Consider the following 17,375-nt stretch of genomic DNA (forward strand, 5'->3'; position numbering starts at 1 on the left):
ATGGGCGACACGCGGGCAGAGTTCGGCGACTGGCTAAAGGCGCGCGCGCAGCAGGTGGAGTCGGTGCTGGATGAATTGCTACCCGAGCCGGCGACGCTGCCGCCCCATCTGCACGAGGCCATGCGTTATGCGGTGCTGGGATCCGGCAAGCGCATACGCGCGGCGCTGGTCTATGCGGCCGGAGAAGCCAGCCTGACGCCGGGCATATCCGCGTCCGCGCAGGAAATTGCGCTGGACCACGCGGCGGCGGCCGTCGAACTGATCCATGCCTATTCCCTGGTGCATGACGATCTTCCCTGCATGGACGACGACGATCTGCGCCGGGGCAAGCCGACCGTGCATGTGCAGTACGATGAGGCAACCGCCATGCTGGCGGGCGACGCCTTGCAGCCGCTGGCGTTCGAGGTCCTGTCGCAAATGCCGATCGCGCCGGCGCTGACAGTGCAGGCGACGGTACTGCTGGCCAGGGCCGCCGGCAGCCAGGGCATGGTGGGTGGACAGGCCATCGACTGCGCCAGCGTGGGCCGCAGCCTGACGCGCGAGCAACTGCAGCAGATGCATGTCATGAAGACCGGCGCAATGCTGGAAGCCAGCGTGTTGCTGGGCGGCATCGTGGCGGGAGCCAGCTCCACCGTCCGCGCGGGCCTGGAGACCTATGCGCAGGCCGTCGGCCTGGCGTTCCAGGTGGCGGACGACATTCTGGACGTGACCGCGGATACCGCGACGCTGGGCAAGACTGCGGGCAAGGACGAGGCCAGCAACAAGCCGACCTATGTTTCCCTGCTGGGCCTGGGCGACGCCCGTTCGCTGTCGCTCGAACTGCGCGATACGGCGCATACGGCGCTGAGGCCCCTGGGAACCGCGTCGGGCAGGCTGGCCGAGCTGGCGGATTTCATCGTCGGCCGCGACCGATAGCGCCGAAAGCCTGCACTGAACAAGGTATCATTACCTCTATGTCAACGATATCTCTCGAGCAGATCCATTCGCCATCCGATCTGCGCGGACTCGACCGGCGGGAACTGAAGACCGTTGCAACCCAGTTGCGCCAGTTCATCCTCCAGTCCGTGTCGCGCACCGGCGGACATCTGTCATCCAATCTGGGCACTGTCGAGCTGACGGTCGCCCTGCATTATGCATTCAACACGCCTTCCGACCGCCTGGTGTGGGACGTGGGGCACCAGTCCTATGCGCACAAGATCCTGACAGGTCGCCGCGAAGGCATGGGCACGCTGCGCCAGAAGGACGGGATTTCCGGATTCCCCAGGCGCTCGGAGTCCGAATACGACGCATTCGGTACGGCGCACTCGTCCACCTCGATCTCGGCGGTGCTGGGCATGGCGGTGGCGGCGCGCAATGCGGGCCAGCGCCAGCGCCAGCACATCGCAGTAATAGGCGACGGCGCAATGACGGCGGGCATGGCGTTCGAAGCGCTGAACAATGCCGGCGTCATCCCGGGCATCAACATGCTGGTCATCCTGAACGACAACGACATGTCGATTTCCCCTCCCGTGGGCGCCTTGAACCAGTATCTGGCCAGGCTGCTTTCGGGCCAGTTCTACGCCACGGCGAAGAACGTGGGGCGCGCCGTATTACAGCACGTCCCGCCGGTGCTGGAACTGGCCCGGAAGTTCGAAGGCCATGCCAAGGGCATCATCGCGCCCGCCACCTTGTTCGAGGAGCTGGGCTTCAATTATGTGGGGCCCATCGATGGCCACGACCTGGACGCGCTGATCCCCACGCTGGAGAATCTGCGCCAGCTGGGCGGCCTGCAGTTCCTGCACGTCGTGACCCGCAAAGGCCAGGGCTACAAGCTGGCCGAGGCGGATCCCGTGCTTTATCACGGGCCGGGCAAGTTCGATCCCGCCGTCGGCATCCAGTCTTCGGGCAAGCCGTCGCGCCGGACGTTCACCCAGGTATTCGGCGAATGGCTTTGCGATATGGCGCAGGTCGACGAGCGGCTGGTGGGCATTACCCCCGCCATGCGCGAGGGCAGCGGCATGGTGGAGTTCGAAAAGCGCTTCCCCATGCGCTATTTCGACGTGGGCATCGCGGAGCAGCATGCCGTCACCTTCGGCGCGGGCCTGGCCTGCGACGGCGCCAAGCCTGTGGTCGCCATTTATTCCACTTTCCTGCAGCGAGGCTACGATCAACTGATCCACGACGTCGCCTTGCAGAACCTGGATGTCACATTCGCGCTGGACCGGGCCGGCATCGTGGGTGCCGATGGCGCCACGCATGCGGGCAACTATGACATCGCCTATACGCGCTGCATCCCCAACATGGTGGTGGCGACGCCTTCGGACGAGCACGAAGCGCGGCTGCTGCTGAGCACCTGTTATCGCCATCCCGGGCCGGCCACGGTACGCTATCCCAGAGGTGCGGGCCGGGGAGCCGAGGCTGGCGCATCGCTGGACGAGGTGCCCATCGGCAAGGCCGTGGTGTGCAGGGAAGGACGCAAGATCGCCATCCTGGCGTTCGGCACGCTGGCGCAGGCCGGCCTGCAGGCCGCCGAGGCCCTGGATGCCACGTTGGTGGACATGCGCTTCGTCAAGCCGCTGGACGAGGCGCTGTTGCGCGAGCTGGCCGCCAGCCACGACGCTTTCGCCACGCTGGAAGAAGGGGCGATCATGGGTGGCGCGGGCAGCGCGGTCATGGAGTTTTTCAGCGCCGAATCCATCGAAAAGCCTGTGCTGGCGCTCGGTATTCCGGACCGGTTCATTGATCACGGCGACCAGGCGGCCATTCTGTCCGAAATCGGCCTGGACGGCGCGGGCATCGAAGCGTCCATTCGCAAGCGCTTTTCCTCATTGCTGAAAAGCATGGAAAAGCAGGTTACGATTGAAGCTTCGACGCCTGACAGGCATTCCGCCTGAGCCAGGACTGCATGATATGACATGCGGTTGTTTGGCTCTCGGGCGGAATATGGTTTAAAGTACATTTTCCGCTTATTTCGCCCCGCCACAGGAAAAACGGGGCGGCGCTGCCGGGCAGCGTCCAATTTCATCGAACGGGTTTCCGTCGGGTAATTATCATCATGAATTCTGTTATTGATTCGGCTGTTGCCATGCCTGATGTGCAGAGCAGCACCGATCTGCGTCATATCCCCATCGAGCGCGTCGGCATCAGGGGCGTGCGCCATCCGATGCTGGTGGCCGGCGGCGACGGCCAGCCTCTGCCGACGATCGGCCAATGGGAACTGACGGTTGCGCTGCCCGCCCATGAAAAGGGCACGCATATGTCCCGTTTCGTGGCGCTGCTGGAAAAGTCGCGCACCACTGCGCTGACTCCTGCGCTGTTCTGCGACCTGGCGCGCGAGATGCTGCCCCTGCTCAATGCGCAGAAGGGCGACATTACGGTGCATTTCCCGTATTTCATCAACAAGACGGCGCCAATGTCGGGCGTCACCAGCCTGATGGACTACGAATTGACCTGGGTGGCCAGGGCCGCGGAAAACGGCGTGGCGTTCGAACTGTCGGTCCTGGTGCCCGTCACCAGCCTGTGTCCGTGCTCCAAGGCCATCTCCGAATACGGCGCCCATAACCAGCGCTCGCACGTTACGGTGACCGTGGCGCTGGACGATCTTTCCTCGCTGGATATCGACGGCCTGATCCGCTCCATCGAGAAGGAAGGTTCGAGCGAGCTCTGGGGGCTGCTGAAGCGGACCGATGAGAAATACGTCACCGAACGCGCCTACGAGAATCCGAAATTCGTCGAAGACCTGGTGCGCGACGTCGCCGGCCAGGTCAGGAAGCTGCCGGGCCTGACGTCCTACCGGGTGCAGGCCGAAAACTTCGAATCCATCCACAACCACTCCGCCTACGCAGTTGTAGAAGGGTGATGGACACAGGGCAGTCCCTGCGGACTGTCCTGTGCCTGGTGGTGGATCCGAACGGCATGCAGGCGGCGGGTGGGTTGTGAAGCGAGGCCCCGGCACGGGCAAAGGTCTACGCAGCTGCCTGCGCCTTGTCGATTCTCACGAACAGGGATGAAAACCCGCTGCCGGGAAGGCAGGCCTTGGCCGGCGGGCGGCCTTCGCTGACCGCCAGCCATGATGTGCCTGCCAGCAAGGCCTCCGTGACGACCAGGAGTTCCAGCCGCGCCAGCGGTGCGCCCGGACAGACGTGGACGCCGGCGCCGTAGAGCAGGTTCAGGGCCGGATCGCGATCCAGGCGGAACTCGTCGGGACAGCCGAATACCGCCTCGTCCCGGTTTGCCGAGGCCCACAGGATGGCGATGCGGGTACCGGCCGGCAGTGCATATCCGCCCAGCTCGACCGGCCTTGTCGTTACCCGGCGATTCATGATGAGCGGAGCGTGGATGCGCAGGATCTCGTCGATGGCCGCCGGCAGCAGCGAAAAGTCGTCGCGCAACTGGCGCTGGACGTCGGGGTGCGTCGCAAGATAGTGCGCGATGATCCCGATGGATGCCGCGATTGTTCCCAGTTCGCCCACCGTCCAGTTGCGCAGGATGCTGATGATTTCCTCTTCCGTCAGCAGGCGGCCCAATGCGTTGTTGCGCAGCAGGTGCGTGGTGATGTCGTCGGGGGCGGCGTCTCCGGCGTCGCGCCTTGCCGCAAGCAGATCCCTGATATAGCCGTCGAATTCCCATGCCACCGCTTTTTGCGCCTCGTGGTCGCGCGACAGTGTGGCTGCCTGGTTCTTGAGAGTCCACAGGCGCAGGGGTTCGTGCAGGCTGGAAGGCCAGCCGAGCCAGGCGCACTGGATCTGCAGTGCGAATATCTGCGCAAACTCGCCGATCAGCTCTATGTCGGTTCCGGACGACAGGCCATCGACCAGGCGGGCGGAGATTTCCCGACAGCGCGGCGCGAAGGCATCCATGTGATCCCGGTCGAAATAGGGCTCGATCAGCTTGCGGAATGGTGTGTGCTCAGGCGGATCCATGCCGTTGGGCACGGAAGGAAAGCGCGAGACTGCATTGCTGAACGCTTCGTGGTCTTGCAGCACTCGCAGTACGTCCGCGTGGTGGAATACGGAGGTGTATCCATAAGCGCTTTGCGCCAATGTACAGGTGCGCCGCATTGCATCATAGGCGGCGATCTGGTCTTGCAAGACTGCGTTCGAGCGGGGATCCCAGTGTGGGATTTCGGACGATGGAGCCGCATGTCGGCCGACGGGACAGGGGGCCTGGCTGGCCTGGGAGTGAATGGCGGCATCGCCGTCGGATGCGGGGACTGCTTCGGGATGGAGTGGCTGGCTCATTGCTGTGTCTTGATGGATGGCCGCCATGTACATGCGGCTTGTGAGACTCAGCTTGCCATTGTAGCGACGGGGTGGCTGCACACCCGCAAGACCATGGCTGGGGTAATGTTTTATCTACAGGACAGGGAGGCTCCGGCCGTGGGGCCGGAGCCTGGCTTGCAATGCGTCAGGCGGTGGCGCTTTCGTGGGCGCCGATGTAGCTCTTGATGGCGCGTTCGAGGCGGTCCAGGCCCTCGTCGATATCGGTAAAGTCGATGATGAGGCTGGGAGCGAAGCGCAGCACATTGGGGCCCGCCTGCAGGATCAGCAGGTCCTGGTCTTCGCAGGCCCTGACGAAGTCCGCCGCCTGGCCCTGCCACTGCGAAGACAGTACTGCGCCGATCAGCAGGCCCATGCCGCGCACCTGAGAGAAAACGCCGTAGTCCTTGGCCATCTTCTCCAGCCGCTGCATGAAGCGCTCGTGGCGGGCGGGAATGCCTTCCAGCACTTCAGGGCTGTTGATGATGTCCAGCGCGACCTCGGCGGCGGCGCAGCCCAGCGGGTTGCCGCCATAAGTGCTGCCGTGCGTACCGGGCGTGAAGTGGCCGGCAATGGCGTCGGTGGTCAGCATGGCGCCGATGGGGAAGCCGTTGCCCAGGGATTTTGCGCTGGTCAGGACATCCGGCACCACGCCGTAGTGCTCGTAGGCGAACAGCTTGCCGATGCGCCCCATGCCTGTCTGCACTTCGTCGAAGATCAGCAGCGCCTTGTTGGCGTCACATAGCTCGCGCGCGCGCTTCAGGTAGGCCGGATCGGCGGGGATCACGCCGCTCTCGCCCTGGATGGGCTCGATGACGACGGCGCAGGTGTTCGGACCGACGGCGGCCTCCAGCGCGGCGATGTCATTGAAGGCGACGTGGCGCACGCCTTCGATGCGCGGACCGAAGCCGGAGGAATATTTGGCCTGGCCCGTGACGTTGACGGTGAACAGCGTGCGGCCGTGGAAGCTGTTGATGGCCGAAACGATCTCGTATTTGTTCTCGCCACCGGTATTCGCGCCGTAGCGGCGGCCCAGCTTGAAGGCTGCCTCGTTGGCTTCGGCGCCGGAATTGGCGAAGAACACCTTGTCGGCGAACGTGGCCTCGACGAGCTTCCTGGCCAGCCTGAGCGCGGGCTCGTTGGTGAACAGGTTGGAGGCGTGCCACAGAGTGTTGGCCTGCTCCGTGATGGCGGCAACCAGCGCGGGGTGGGCATGGCCCAGCCCTGTGACGGCGATGCCGCCGCCGAAATCGATCAGCTCATGGCCCTGCTGGTCCCAGACGCGCGAACCTCGGCCTCGCACCGGCACGATCCGTGAGGGTGCGTAGCTGGGGACCAGGTACCGATCGAAGTCGGTGCGCGTGACTGGGACTTTCTGGGACATTGTGATGACTCCGGATGAATGGGAAAAGGGCTGCGCATACGCCAGGAAAACTTAGGGTCTGCCAGGAAATGGAAAGCGCGCCTTCCAGCGCCGGTTCGGTACGCTTTCTGTTTCCTGGCAGACCCTGGGCAAAGCAGTCCAGACCTCATTTTGCTACCGCAAGGAGATAGCGACAAGTGCAGTGTGTAAATGCGACAGTTTGTCTGTGACGAAGAAAATACCGCTCCAGGCCAGGGATGAAATGCCAATTTTCTTTCGCTGGGTTAGTATGCATGGCATATTTTCCCATGTTCCGCGTGGACATGGCCTGGATTCTGCTTCACCGACGTTGCTGCGCGGATCTTCCCCATGGCAAATACTCCGATCATCTCCGGCACTCCCCGGCTGCGACTGACCAGGCCCGGATTCGATCCGCGGCTGCAGCCCGTGGTTCCGCTGTCGCCCGGAACCATCTTGCCCCAGGACGCGCTTAGCGAGGATTTCATCCGCCGGGCATTTCGGCAGGGCGGTTCGTGGCAGGTCGAACCGTTGCTGGCGGAGCTGTTCGATGCGCATGGCCTGCGCCAGCCGGGCCTGGTGCATGCGGCGGTATTCATGCCGCTGGTGCAGCGCCTGGATGGCTTGCATGTGCTGTTCACCCGCCGGGCGACGCATCTTTCCGATCACGCGGGGCAGATCAGTTTTCCGGGCGGGCGCATCGAAGCCTCCGACCGCGACCCCATTGCCGCCGCCATCCGGGAAACGCAGGAAGAGGTCGGAATCGATCCGGTCTACCTGGATTTCATCGGCACGCAGCCCAGCATGCTGACTTCGACGGGGTTCACCATGACGCCGATCGTCGGGGCGATAAGGCCGGGATTCAGCATGCGGCCCGACCCTTCGGAGGTTGCCGAGGTGTTCGAAGTGCCGCTCAGCGTCCTGATGGACCCCGCGCGGCACAGCCTGCACCGCGCCGCACTGCCCGACGGCACCGACAGGCTGTATTTCTCCATGCTGTGGGAAGAGCACTTTATCTGGGGCGCGACGGCTGCGCTGATCCGCAATTTCTATCGCTTCCTGCAGGCCGCCGCCGGCCGTTAGGGCGCGGGCCGGCAGGCTCGCGGGCCTAGTAGCGCGCCTGGCTGGCGTTTTCGTCCAGCAGCTTCAGGTACAGCGCGTGGCGTTGCGCCGCGATATCGCCTTGCGACAGCGCGGCCAGCACGCCGCAGCCGGGTTCGTTGCGGTGCGAGCAATTGTAGAAACGGCAGTGCGCCTTCGGCCCGGAAAACTCTGGGAAGCCGCGCTCGATATCGCCCGGGCTGAGGTGCAGCAGGCCGAACGACTGGAAGCCGGGGGAGTCGATCAGGGCAGCATCCGCTTCGGGCAGCGCATACAGCCGGGTGCTGGTGGTCGTATGGCGGCCGGCATCCAGGGCAGTGGAGTAGTCCCGGGTGGCGGCCTGCGCATCGGGGACCAGCGCATTGAGCAGGGTGGACTTGCCCATGCCGCTCTGGCCCAGCAGCAGCGTGGTGCGGCTCCGAAGTTCGGGCAGCAGAATCCCGCGTGTGGCCTCGGCATCGACGGCGCAGACTTCCAGGACGCGCACGCCCAGCTTGCGGAAGATTTCCAGGCGTTCCCGGGCGGCGGCAAGCCCGTCCGCCAGGTCGACCTTGTTCAGCAGAACCAGGGTATCGATGTCTGCCGTTTCGGCGGCGACGAGCGCGCGGCTGACCAGCTCCTCGGAGAACGAAGGCTCTACGGCCACGACGATGGCGATCAGGTCGATATTGGCGGCGAACTGCTTGCTGCGCATCTGGTCCGAGCGGTAGAGCAAATTGCGCCGCTCGAGGATTTCGTCGATGGCGCCTTCGCCGCTGCCCTGAAGACTGATGCGTACATGATCGCCGACCGATGCTCCGGATTTTTTCCCTCTGGGAAAGCAATGGCGTGTCGTGCCGTCGTCCAGCGCCACGATGAAGTGGCGTCCGTGGGCCGCGACAACGCGGCCGATGCGCTGGGCCTCAGCCATGGGCGGGACTGCTGGCCGGTCCCAGGCGCTGGATGCGCACGGCGGCCGGCGGATGGCTGTCGTAGAAGGCCGAGTGCAGTGGATCGGGCGTCAGCGTGGCCGCGTTGTCGTCATAGAGCTTGACCAGCGCCGAGGCCAGCGCCGGGGCGCTGGATTGCCTGACCGCATAGGCGTCGGCCTGGAACTCGTCGCGACGCGACAGCCGGCTGGCGAGCGGACCGACCCAGAACGTGAACACGGGGATCACCAGGAAAAACAGGATCAGCGCCAGCGCATCGTTGGGCCGGCCGAATTGCGGCATGACGCCCAGCCCCGTGTAGAACCAGACCTGCCCCGACAGCCAGCCCAGCGCCTGGAAGAAGACCAGCGACAGCGCAAAGCTGAGGATGATGCGGCGCAGGATGTGTTTGTGGTGGAAGTGGCCCAGCTCATGCGCGAGCACGGCCTCGACCTCGTCGTTGTCGAGCCGGTTGAGCAGGGTGTCGAAGAACACGATGCGCCTGGCCTTGCCGAAACCTGTGAAATAGGCATTGCCGTGCGCGGAGCGGCGCGAGCCGTCCATGACGTACAGGCCCGACAGAGGGAAGCCGCTGCGCTCGGCCAGCGCATTGATGCGTTGCGCGAGTTCGGGGTTGTCCAGCGGCGTGAACTTGTTGAAGATCGGCGCGATGACGGTGGGGAACAGCCACAGGATGAGCAGGTTGAAGAAGACCCATAGCGCCCATGCCCACCATGTCCAGGCGGTTCCTGTGTTCTGCATGACCCACAGCACGGCGGCGGCAAGCGGGGCACCCAGGAGCATGGCCAGGATGATGGATTTGACCGTGTCGGAAATGAACAGGCCCGGGGTCATGCGATTGAAGCCGTAGCGAGCCTCCAGGCGGAATTTTGACCATGCGGCGAAGGGCAGTCCGATGACGCCCAGGATGGCCAGCACCGCGCCGATCAGCGCCAACTGGCGCAGGAGTTCGTGCTCGATCGCGCGCGCGATCGCCTGATCGAGGAATTGCAACCCGCCCAGCAAGGTCAGACAGACCAGTACGCCGGCCTCCACGACGCGTTCGACCATGCCCAGCTGGACGCGATCCACGGTATAGTCTGCCGCGCGCTGATGGCTGTGCAGGCTGATGCGTTCCGCGAAGGCGGGGGGCACCTGGTCGCGGTTGGCCTGCACATGGCGGATCTGGCGCGAAGCCAGCCACAGCCTGATCAGGATGTCGGCCAGCAGGAAGGTCAGGAAGAGCAGGGTGAACATGGATCCTTGCGCGATATGCGAAAATGCCTATTTTAAGGAATGAATTATATGGCGGTTAACGAACAGCGGCTGGTCTGGCTCGATATGGAAATGACGGGCCTGGATCCCGAGAAGGAACGCATCATCGAGGTTGCCGTGGTGGTGACGGAGCCTGATCTGACGGTGGTGGCGGAAGGGCCGGTGCTGGTGATCCATCAAAGCAACGAATTGCTCGACGCCATGGACAAGTGGAACCAGTCCACCCACAGCCGCAGCGGCCTGATCGACAAGGTCAAGGCGTCCACGCTGACCGAAGAGCAGGCCGAAGACCAGTTGATCGCCTTCCTGTCGCAGCATGTGCCCGCCGGCAAGTCGCCCTTGTGCGGCAATACCATCAGCCAGGACCGCCGCTTCATGTTCCGCTACATGCCGCGCCTGGAGGCCTTCTTCCATTACCGCAACCTGGATGTCAGCACCCTGAAAGAGCTGGCGCTGCGCTGGAAGCCCGAAGTCTACAAGAGCTTCGTCAAGCACAGCAAGCACGAGGCGCTGGCGGACATCTACGAATCCATCGAAGAGCTCAAACACTACCGCGAGCACTTCATCAAGCTGTAATACCCGTCCAGCGACAGGGCGGGCTTCCGTGACGTTCCGCTCATCCTGCCTTGCCTTGCGCTCCCGACAGCAGCCTCAGGCCATTGAATACCACCAGCAGGCTGGCGCCCATGTCGGCGAAGACTGCCATCCACATGGTGGCGTTGCCGGTCAGCGCCAGCACCATGAATATCAGCTTGATCCCCAGCGCCAGGCCGATGTTCTGGATAAGGATGCGGCGCGCGCGCCGGGACAGATCGATGGTCTCCGGGATGCGACGCAGGTCGTCCGTCATCAGGACGATGTCGGCGGTTTCCACGGCGATGCCGGTGCCTGCCTTGCCCATGGCAAAGCCGATGTCCGCCTGAGCCAGCGCCGGCGCATCGTTGATGCCGTCGCCCGTCATGCCCGTCGATCCATATTGCTGCTGCAGTTCGCGGACGCGTGCCAGCTTGTCTTCCGGCAGCAGTTCGCCCACGGCGGTGTCCAGGCCGGCCTGGGCGGCGATGGCGTCGGCCGTCGCCTGATTGTCGCCGGTCAGCATGACGATGCGGATGTCCTGCGCATGCATGGCGGCTATTGCCTCGCGCGACGATGGCTTGATGGCGTCGGCCACGGCGAAAACGGCAAGCACGGCGGTCTCGTCGGCCAGCATCGTGACGGTGCGCCCCTGCCGCTCGTGTGTACTCAGCAGGGCCTCGACCTGATCATTGCAGACGCCGAGCTCTTCGATCAGCCTGTGATTGCCGAGAAACAGCGTCTTGCCGTCGATGGCCGCCTGTACTCCACGGCCCGACAGCGCCTTGAAGTCCTGGACGGCGGCGGCTTTTGCCTCGGCTGCCAGCCCGGCCGCGATGGCCTGCGATACCGGGTGGTCCGATGCAGCGCTCAGGCCGCGCGCCCAGTGCAGCACGGTTGAGCGTGGGATTTCGGCGGCGACCTGCTCCACGGCCAGCAGGCCAGGCTTGCCCTCGGTGATGGTGCCGGTCTTGTCCAGGGCGACGGCGCGCAGCCGGTGGGCGTTTTCCAGGTAGACGCCGCCCTTGATCAGGATACCGCGCCGGGCGGCGGCTGTCAGTCCGCTGACGATGGTTACGGGCGTGGCGATGACCAGGGCGCAAGGGCAGGCGATGACCAGCAGCACCAGTCCCGTATAGATCGCGTCGAGCAGGTCCGCTCCCGAAACCAGGCGCATCCATGCCGTCGAGGCGATGGCAAGAAGGAAGACCAGCGGCGTGTAGACGGCAGCGAACTTGTCGACGAACTGTTGCGTGGGCGCGCGCCGGCTTTGCGCGGTTTCCACCTCGCGCACGATGCGCGCCAGCGTGCTGTCGCTGGCCAGGGCCGTCGTGCGGACGATGATCAGCCCGCTCTGGTTGATGGTGCCGGCAAAGACATGGTCGCCTGGCTGCTTCTCCACCGGCAGGCTCTCGCCGGTGACGGAGGACTGATCGATGGCGGTCTGCCCGTCTTCGATCACGCCGTCCAGCGCGACCCGTGCACCGGGACGGATGCGGATTCTCTCGCCCACGGCGATTTTCTCCACCGTCAGGCTTTTCCAGCCGCCGTCGGCCTGCAGGACGTCCGCCGAGACGGGAGCCAGGTCCAGCAACTGCTTGACGGCGTTGCGGGCGCGATCCACGGCGCGAGCCTCGATCAGCTCGGCGATGGCGTACAGCGCCATGACCATTGCCGCCTCGGGCCATTGGCCGATCAGGAAGGCGCCTGTGACGGCGACCGTCATCAGGGCGCTGATGTTCAGGCGCAGATTGCGCAGGGCGTGCAAGCCTTTGATATAGGTGGAGAATCCGGCCAGCAGGATGGCCATGCCGGCCAGTGCCATGCCGGCGATGTTCCAGGCTTGGCTGCCAGGAGCCGCGCCGTGCGAGGTGCCGGAAGCGATCAGTTCGGCGACTAGGGCCAGCGCGAGCGCCGCGCCCATGCGTATCGCCATCCAGCGCGCGCGCCGCCGGCCGCTTTGCTGCGCCGTGGCGTCGTCCTGGACGTGGACCTGGAACCCCAGGGTTTCGATGGCCTGGCGCGCCTGTGCAATGGCGCCTTCCGCCGCGTGCAGGAACAGCGTGCGGCTGCCCAGGGAAAATGTCAGGCGCTCGATGCCGCCCACGGGAGCCAGCACTTCGCGGATCTGGCTTTCTTCGGAAGCGCAGTCCATGGCGGGAATGTGGAATGCAACCGCGCCCGGCACGACGGGCGTCGGCGCGGGAGCGGCATGCTCGTGCGCATCGCTATGGCTGCACGCCGTCCGGCATTGATCGTTATTGCCACGGGCTTGCTCCGCCTGGCAGCAGGAACCTGCTGTGTGACGGTGATCCTGGTGGCCATGGCTGTGCGTGTTTTCGCTTGCATGGTGCTGAGGGGAGTGCGGATTCATGCGTTTCTCCTATAGTGCCTCCATTTAAAACCCTGTAGCAGCTTTAGGGTCAAGCGGGTATGATGTGTAAAAACGCCATTGCCAGGAGGCTTGTCGCCATGAAGATCGGAGAATTGCAGCGCCGCACCGGCGTACCGGTCGAAACCATCCGCTACTACGAGCAGAAAGGCCTGCTGCCCGAGCCCGAGCGGCATGCCAATAATTACCGTCATTATTCCGATACGCATGCCGAGCGGCTGGCCTTCATTCGCCATTGCCGCAGCCTGGACATGACGCTGGAAGAAATTACCGTGCTGCTGAGCGTAATGGATACGCCGCAGGCCAGCTGCGCCACGGCGAACCAGTTGCTGGACGAACATATCGAGCATGTGGTGCGCCGCATGGAAGAACTGCGTCAGCTGGAAACCTATCTGCGCGACCTGCGCAGCCGCTGTCCGCATCCGGACGAGGCCCAGCATTGCGGCATTCTGGCGGAATTGGCGAACGCGCCTGTATTCCGGCAGGAACCGACATCTGGAAGGGGACTGTAAGCATGGATGCAATCGTGCAGGGCGCGGCGGACATGCCCGACAGCGCCATCCGCCAGGCGGCCCAGGCCATGTCCGGCCTGCCGGGTGTTGCAGGCATCGGGTTGGACCTGATCTACCTGCATCGCATACGCGCCGCCTACGAGAAACGCGGCCTGCGCTTCGCGTCGCGCATCCTGGGGCCGGAAGAACTGGTGGTGTTCGAGCGTCGCCGCGCCAGGGATCCCCAGCGCGGCTTGCGCTACCTGGCGACCCGCTTCGCGGCCAAGGAGGCGTTTTCCAAGGCGATCGGCCTGGGCATGCGCAGCCCCATGGACTGGCGCCGCATGCAGACGCTCAACGCGCCTGGCGGAAAGCCGCATGTGGTGCTGTCCGAGCCGCTGGCAGGCTGGTATGGGGAGAGATTCGGCACGGCCCATGTGTCGGTCACCGATGAAAGTGATACAGTCGCGGCGTTCGTCGTCGTGCAGACGCGCACGGACGATATCGAATCACCCAAGGAACAACAGGCATGAGCATAAAGCGGGGCAGTGATACGCAAGCCGGCATGGCGGCGAAGACATCGGGACGGTTGGCTGCGCTGCCGCCGGGCCCCATCATGGTCGATGTGGCGGGAACCCGCCTGACGGCGGCGGAGCGCCGCAGGCTGCGGCATCCCCTGGTGGGCGGCGTCATCCTGTTCGCCCGTAATTTCTCCGACAGGAAGCAATTGACGGCCTTGTGCCGCAGCATCCACGCCGCGCGCGACGAGCCGCTGCTGATCGCCGTGGACCACGAGGGCGGCAGGGTGCAGCGTTTCCGCACCGACGGTTTCACGCCGATTCCGGCCATGGGGCAACTGGGCGAACTGTGGATGCGCGATCCTCTCCGGGCCATGCGCCTGGCGACCGAGGCGGGTTATGTGCTGGGCGCGGAGCTGCGCGCCTGCGGCGTGGATTTCAGCTTCACGCCTGTGCTGGACCTGGATTACGGAGTCAGCGGCGTCATCGGCAACCGGTCCTTTCACCGCGATCCGCGCGTCGTGGCCATGCTGGCGCGCGCGCTGATCCAGGGCCTGTCCCAGGCCGGCATGGGCGCCTGCGGCAAGCACTTCCCCGGACACGGCGCGGTGCAGGCGGATTCCCATCATGAGATTCCCGTGGACGAGCGCGAACTGGACGAGATCCTGAACGAAGACGCACAGCCATACCACTGGCTGGGCGACATGGTGCTGCCTTCCGTCATGCCGGCGCACGTCATCTATCCCAAGGTGGACTCCCGTCCGGCCGGCTTCTCCCGCCGCTGGCTGCAGGACATCCTGCGCGGACAGCTGGCCTACGACGGAGTGATTTTCTCCGACGACCTGACCATGGAGGGCGCGACGGTCGCGGGCGACATCCTGGCCCGCGCCCAGGCCGCGCTCGGCGCGGGCTGCGACATGGCGCTGGTATGCAACCGCCCGGACCTGGCCGACGAACTGCTGCAACGCCTGTCGTTCCGCATGCCCAGGCGGTCCATCGAGCGCCTGCGCCGCTTGCGTCCCGCATTGTCCTCTCCCACCTGGAGCCAGCTCCAGGCCGATACACGCTACGTCTATGCCAGAAAGCTTCAATCTGAAATCGTTCCTGGCTGACCTGCCGAACCTGCCGGGCGTCTATCGGCATATCGATGCCGAGGACACCGTGCTGTACGTCGGCAAGGCACGCGACCTGAAGAAACGGGTGTCGTCCTATTTTCGCGGCACGCCGTCCAGCCCGCGCATCGCCCACATGGTGGCGCGGGTGGCGCGCGTCGAGGTCACAGTAACGTCCTCGGAGACCGAAGCGCTGCTGCTGGAAAACAACCTCATCAAGAGGCTGCGTCCGCGCTACAACATCCTGTTCCGGGACGACAAATCGTACCCCTACCTGATGATCAGCGGGCACGAAGCGCCGCGCATCGCCTATTACCGGGGCAGCACGCGCGGCAAGGGGCATTTCTTCGGGCCGTTTCCCAATGCCTGGGCTGTGCGCGAAACCATACAGATCCTGCAGCGCGTGTTCCGGCTGCGCACCTGCGAGGACAGCGTCTACTCCCATCGGTCGCGCCCCTGTCTGCTGCACCAGATCGGGCGCTGCTCCGCGCCTTGCGTGGAGCTGATCTCCCTGGAAGCATACCGCTCGGACGTGGAGCGCGCCGTGCGCTTCCTGGACGGCCGCGCCGATGAAGTGCTGCGCGATATCGAGCAGCGCATGCTCAAGGCATCCGAGGCGCTGGAGTTCGAGCAGGCCGCGGCGCTGCGCGACCAGATGGGAGCGCTGTCGCGCGTCCTGCAGCAGCAGAGCATGGAGCAAGCGGGCAATGACGATGCCGACGTAATCGTGCTGGCCTCGGCCGGCGGGCGCGTCTGCGTCAATCTGGCCATGGTGCGCGGCGGACGCCACCTGGGCGACAAGCCGTTCTTCCCCTCGCAGGTGGAGGGCGACGAGCCGGGCGACATCCTGTCGGCGTTCGTGGCGCAGCACTATATGGACAGCGTGGTGCCGCCGGTCCTGGTCTGTTCCCATGCGCTGGCCGACAAGGGGCTGGCGGATTTGCTGGCGGAGCGCAGCGGCCATGGCGTGCGAGTACTGACCCGGCCGCAGGGCGCGCGCAAGGCCTGGCTGGAACAGGCGCTGCGCAATGCCGAACTGGCATTGACCCGCCTGCTGTCGGAATCCAGCCAGAAGGCTGAGCGCACGCTGGCGCTGGCCCAGGTGCTGGACATGGATACCGACGAGGCGGCTCTGGACGCCATGCACGTCGAGTGCTTCGACATCAGCCACACGGCGGGCGAGGCTACGCAGGCGTCCTGCGTGGTGTACCAGCATCACGACATGCAGCCGTCGCTGTACCGGCGCTTCAATATCGTGGGCATCACGCCCGGCGACGATTATGCCGCCATGCGGCAGGCGCTGTCGCGCCGTTTCGCCCGCGTGGCCGATGGGCAGGCGCCCATGCCGTCGCTGGTGTTGATCGACGGCGGCAAGGGGCAGGTGGAAGTGGCGCGGCAGGTGTTCGCCGAGCTTGGACTGGACCTGCGCGTGCTGGTGGGCGTAGCCAAGGGCGAGGGGCGCAAGGTCGGCCTGGAGACGCTGGTGTTCGCCGATGGCCGCGAGCCCGTGGCGCTGGGCGTGGAGTCCGCCGCCCTGATGCTGATTGCGCAGATACGCGACGAAGCGCACCGTTTCGCCATCACCGGCATGCGGGCGAAACGGGCCAAGGCGCGCACGGTATCGCGCCTGGAAGAGATCGAGGGTGTCGGCGCCAGGCGGCGGCAGAGGCTGCTGGCCAGGTTCGGCGGGTTTTCCGGCGTGGTCGATGCCAGCATCGACGATCTGCGTTCGGTCGAGGGGATTTCCGCGGCTTTGGCGGAGCGCATCTACTTCGCCCTGCGATAGTAGGGTAGTATCTCGCTTATGCCACTGAATGTCCCTATCGTATTGACATGGCTGCGCATCGCCATGATCCCGCTCGTCGTCGGGCTTTTCTATCTGCCTTCCGGCTGGCTGGAAACACCGACGCGCGATTGCATCGCCGCGTTCGCCTTCATCGTCGCCGCCCTGACCGACTGGCTCGACGGCTGGCTGGCGCGCCGCTGGAAACAGACATCCTCGTTCGGCGCCTTCCTCGATCCCGTGGCCGACAAGCTGATGGTTTGCGCCGCGCTGCTGGTGCTGCTGGACCTGGGGCGAGTCGACTCCTTCATCGCGCTCATCATCATCGGCAGGGAAATCACCATTTCCGCGCTGCGCGAATGGATGGCAAAAATCGGCGCTAGCGGCAGCGTCGCCGTGAACTGGCTGGGCAAATTCAAGACGGCGGCGCAAATGATCTCTATTCCCTGCCTGCTGTACTGGCAGCCGGCGTACGGCTTGCCGATCGCGGCGATCGGCAGCGTGCTGCTCGTGATAGCGGCAGTGCTTACCGTCTGGTCCATGTTCTATTATCTGAAGAAGGCATGGCCTGAAATACAGGCCCGCTCCAGCTGAGCGAAACGAA

Annotated in this window: 15 protein-coding genes; 10 read left to right on the forward strand and 5 right to left on the reverse strand. The window is 64.8% G+C overall.

The features are described from left to right. The 3 genes from EV686_RS04425 to folE2 all read left to right on the forward strand — a co-directional run bounded on the left by EV686_RS04425 (nucleotide 1) and on the right by folE2 (nucleotide 3,838). A complete protein-coding gene (locus EV686_RS04425) occupies nucleotides 1-915 on the forward strand; it encodes a polyprenyl synthetase family protein (RefSeq protein ID WP_132473951.1) in 915 nt (304 codons plus the stop codon). Nucleotides 916-953: 38 nt separating this feature from the next. Beyond that, entirely contained in the window at nucleotides 954-2,873 is a 1,920-nt protein-coding gene (gene dxs, locus EV686_RS04430) for a 1-deoxy-D-xylulose-5-phosphate synthase (protein ID WP_132473953.1), read from the forward strand. Between the two features lie 161 nt (nucleotides 2,874-3,034). Continuing rightward, nucleotides 3,035-3,838 (forward strand): GTP cyclohydrolase FolE2, encoded by an 804-nt coding sequence (folE2, locus tag EV686_RS04435; protein WP_132473955.1) that lies wholly within the window; start codon nucleotides 3,035-3,037, stop codon nucleotides 3,836-3,838. A gap of 106 nt (nucleotides 3,839-3,944) precedes the next feature. On the opposite strand, the gene EV686_RS04440 is transcribed toward folE2, so the two are convergent. Both EV686_RS04440 and EV686_RS04445 read right to left on the reverse strand, forming a co-directional pair. Beyond that, nucleotides 3,945-5,219: a cytochrome P450 gene (locus tag EV686_RS04440; protein ID WP_132473957.1), complete on the reverse strand. Its 1,275-nt coding sequence runs from the start codon at nucleotides 5,217-5,219 to the stop codon at nucleotides 3,945-3,947. 166 nt (nucleotides 5,220-5,385) lie between these two features. Beyond that, nucleotides 5,386-6,621 carry an aspartate aminotransferase family protein gene (locus EV686_RS04445; protein WP_132473959.1) on the reverse strand — a complete coding sequence of 412 codons (1,236 nt, stop codon included), beginning with the start codon at nucleotides 6,619-6,621 and terminating at the stop codon, nucleotides 5,386-5,388. Between the two features lie 348 nt (nucleotides 6,622-6,969). Here EV686_RS04445 and EV686_RS04450 point away from each other — a divergent pair, with 348 nt between their 5' ends. After that, the gene (locus tag EV686_RS04450; protein WP_132473961.1) at nucleotides 6,970-7,701 is read left to right on the forward strand and encodes a CoA pyrophosphatase; all 732 of its coding nucleotides are present in this window, start codon (nucleotides 6,970-6,972) and stop codon (nucleotides 7,699-7,701) included. Nucleotides 7,702-7,726: 25 nt separating this feature from the next. Here EV686_RS04450 and rsgA read toward each other — a convergent pair whose 3' ends face one another. Beyond that, complete coding sequence (gene rsgA / locus EV686_RS04455; protein WP_132473963.1) at nucleotides 7,727-8,629, reverse strand: ribosome small subunit-dependent GTPase A; 903 nt, start codon at nucleotides 8,627-8,629, stop codon at nucleotides 7,727-7,729. Next, nucleotides 8,622-9,884, reverse strand: coding sequence for a M48 family metallopeptidase (locus tag EV686_RS04460; RefSeq protein ID WP_132473965.1), 1,263 nt, complete (start codon nucleotides 9,882-9,884; stop codon nucleotides 8,622-8,624). The genes rsgA and EV686_RS04460 overlap by 8 nt, the downstream gene beginning before the upstream one ends. A gap of 48 nt (nucleotides 9,885-9,932) precedes the next feature. Here EV686_RS04460 and orn point away from each other — a divergent pair, with 48 nt between their 5' ends. Continuing rightward, nucleotides 9,933-10,478 carry an oligoribonuclease gene (gene orn / locus EV686_RS04465; protein WP_132473967.1) on the forward strand — a complete coding sequence of 182 codons (546 nt, stop codon included), beginning with the start codon at nucleotides 9,933-9,935 and terminating at the stop codon, nucleotides 10,476-10,478. Between the two features lie 40 nt (nucleotides 10,479-10,518). On the opposite strand, the gene EV686_RS04470 is transcribed toward orn, so the two are convergent. Further along, nucleotides 10,519-12,849, reverse strand: a complete 2,331-nt coding sequence (locus tag EV686_RS04470) for a heavy metal translocating P-type ATPase (protein ID WP_165972498.1) — start codon at nucleotides 12,847-12,849, stop codon at nucleotides 10,519-10,521. A 98-nt stretch (nucleotides 12,850-12,947) separates the two neighbouring features. Here EV686_RS04470 and cadR point away from each other — a divergent pair, with 98 nt between their 5' ends. The 5 genes from cadR to pgsA are packed head-to-tail and all read left to right on the forward strand — an operon-like array spanning nucleotide 12,948 to nucleotide 17,365. Further along, a complete protein-coding gene (gene cadR, locus EV686_RS04475; RefSeq protein WP_132473969.1) occupies nucleotides 12,948-13,379 on the forward strand; it encodes a Cd(II)/Pb(II)-responsive transcriptional regulator in 432 nt (143 codons plus the stop codon). 32 nt (nucleotides 13,380-13,411) lie between these two features. Beyond that, nucleotides 13,412-13,891, forward strand: coding sequence for a holo-ACP synthase (acpS, locus tag EV686_RS04480; RefSeq protein ID WP_165972527.1), 480 nt, complete (start codon nucleotides 13,412-13,414; stop codon nucleotides 13,889-13,891). A gap of 32 nt (nucleotides 13,892-13,923) precedes the next feature. Continuing rightward, the gene (gene nagZ, locus EV686_RS04485; protein ID WP_132474849.1) at nucleotides 13,924-14,988 is read left to right on the forward strand and encodes a beta-N-acetylhexosaminidase; all 1,065 of its coding nucleotides are present in this window, start codon (nucleotides 13,924-13,926) and stop codon (nucleotides 14,986-14,988) included. Then, nucleotides 14,951-16,774, forward strand: a complete 1,824-nt coding sequence (gene uvrC / locus EV686_RS04490; RefSeq protein WP_132473971.1) for an excinuclease ABC subunit UvrC — start codon at nucleotides 14,951-14,953, stop codon at nucleotides 16,772-16,774. The genes nagZ and uvrC overlap by 38 nt, the downstream gene beginning before the upstream one ends. 18 nt (nucleotides 16,775-16,792) lie before the next feature. Further along, nucleotides 16,793-17,365, forward strand: coding sequence for a CDP-diacylglycerol--glycerol-3-phosphate 3-phosphatidyltransferase (pgsA, locus tag EV686_RS04495; RefSeq protein ID WP_132473973.1), 573 nt, complete (start codon nucleotides 16,793-16,795; stop codon nucleotides 17,363-17,365). Nucleotides 17,366-17,375: the final 10 nt, after the last annotated feature.

The organism is Paracandidimonas soli (assembly GCF_004342005.1).
Classification (GTDB): Bacteria; Pseudomonadota; Gammaproteobacteria; order Burkholderiales; family Burkholderiaceae_B; genus Paracandidimonas; species Paracandidimonas soli.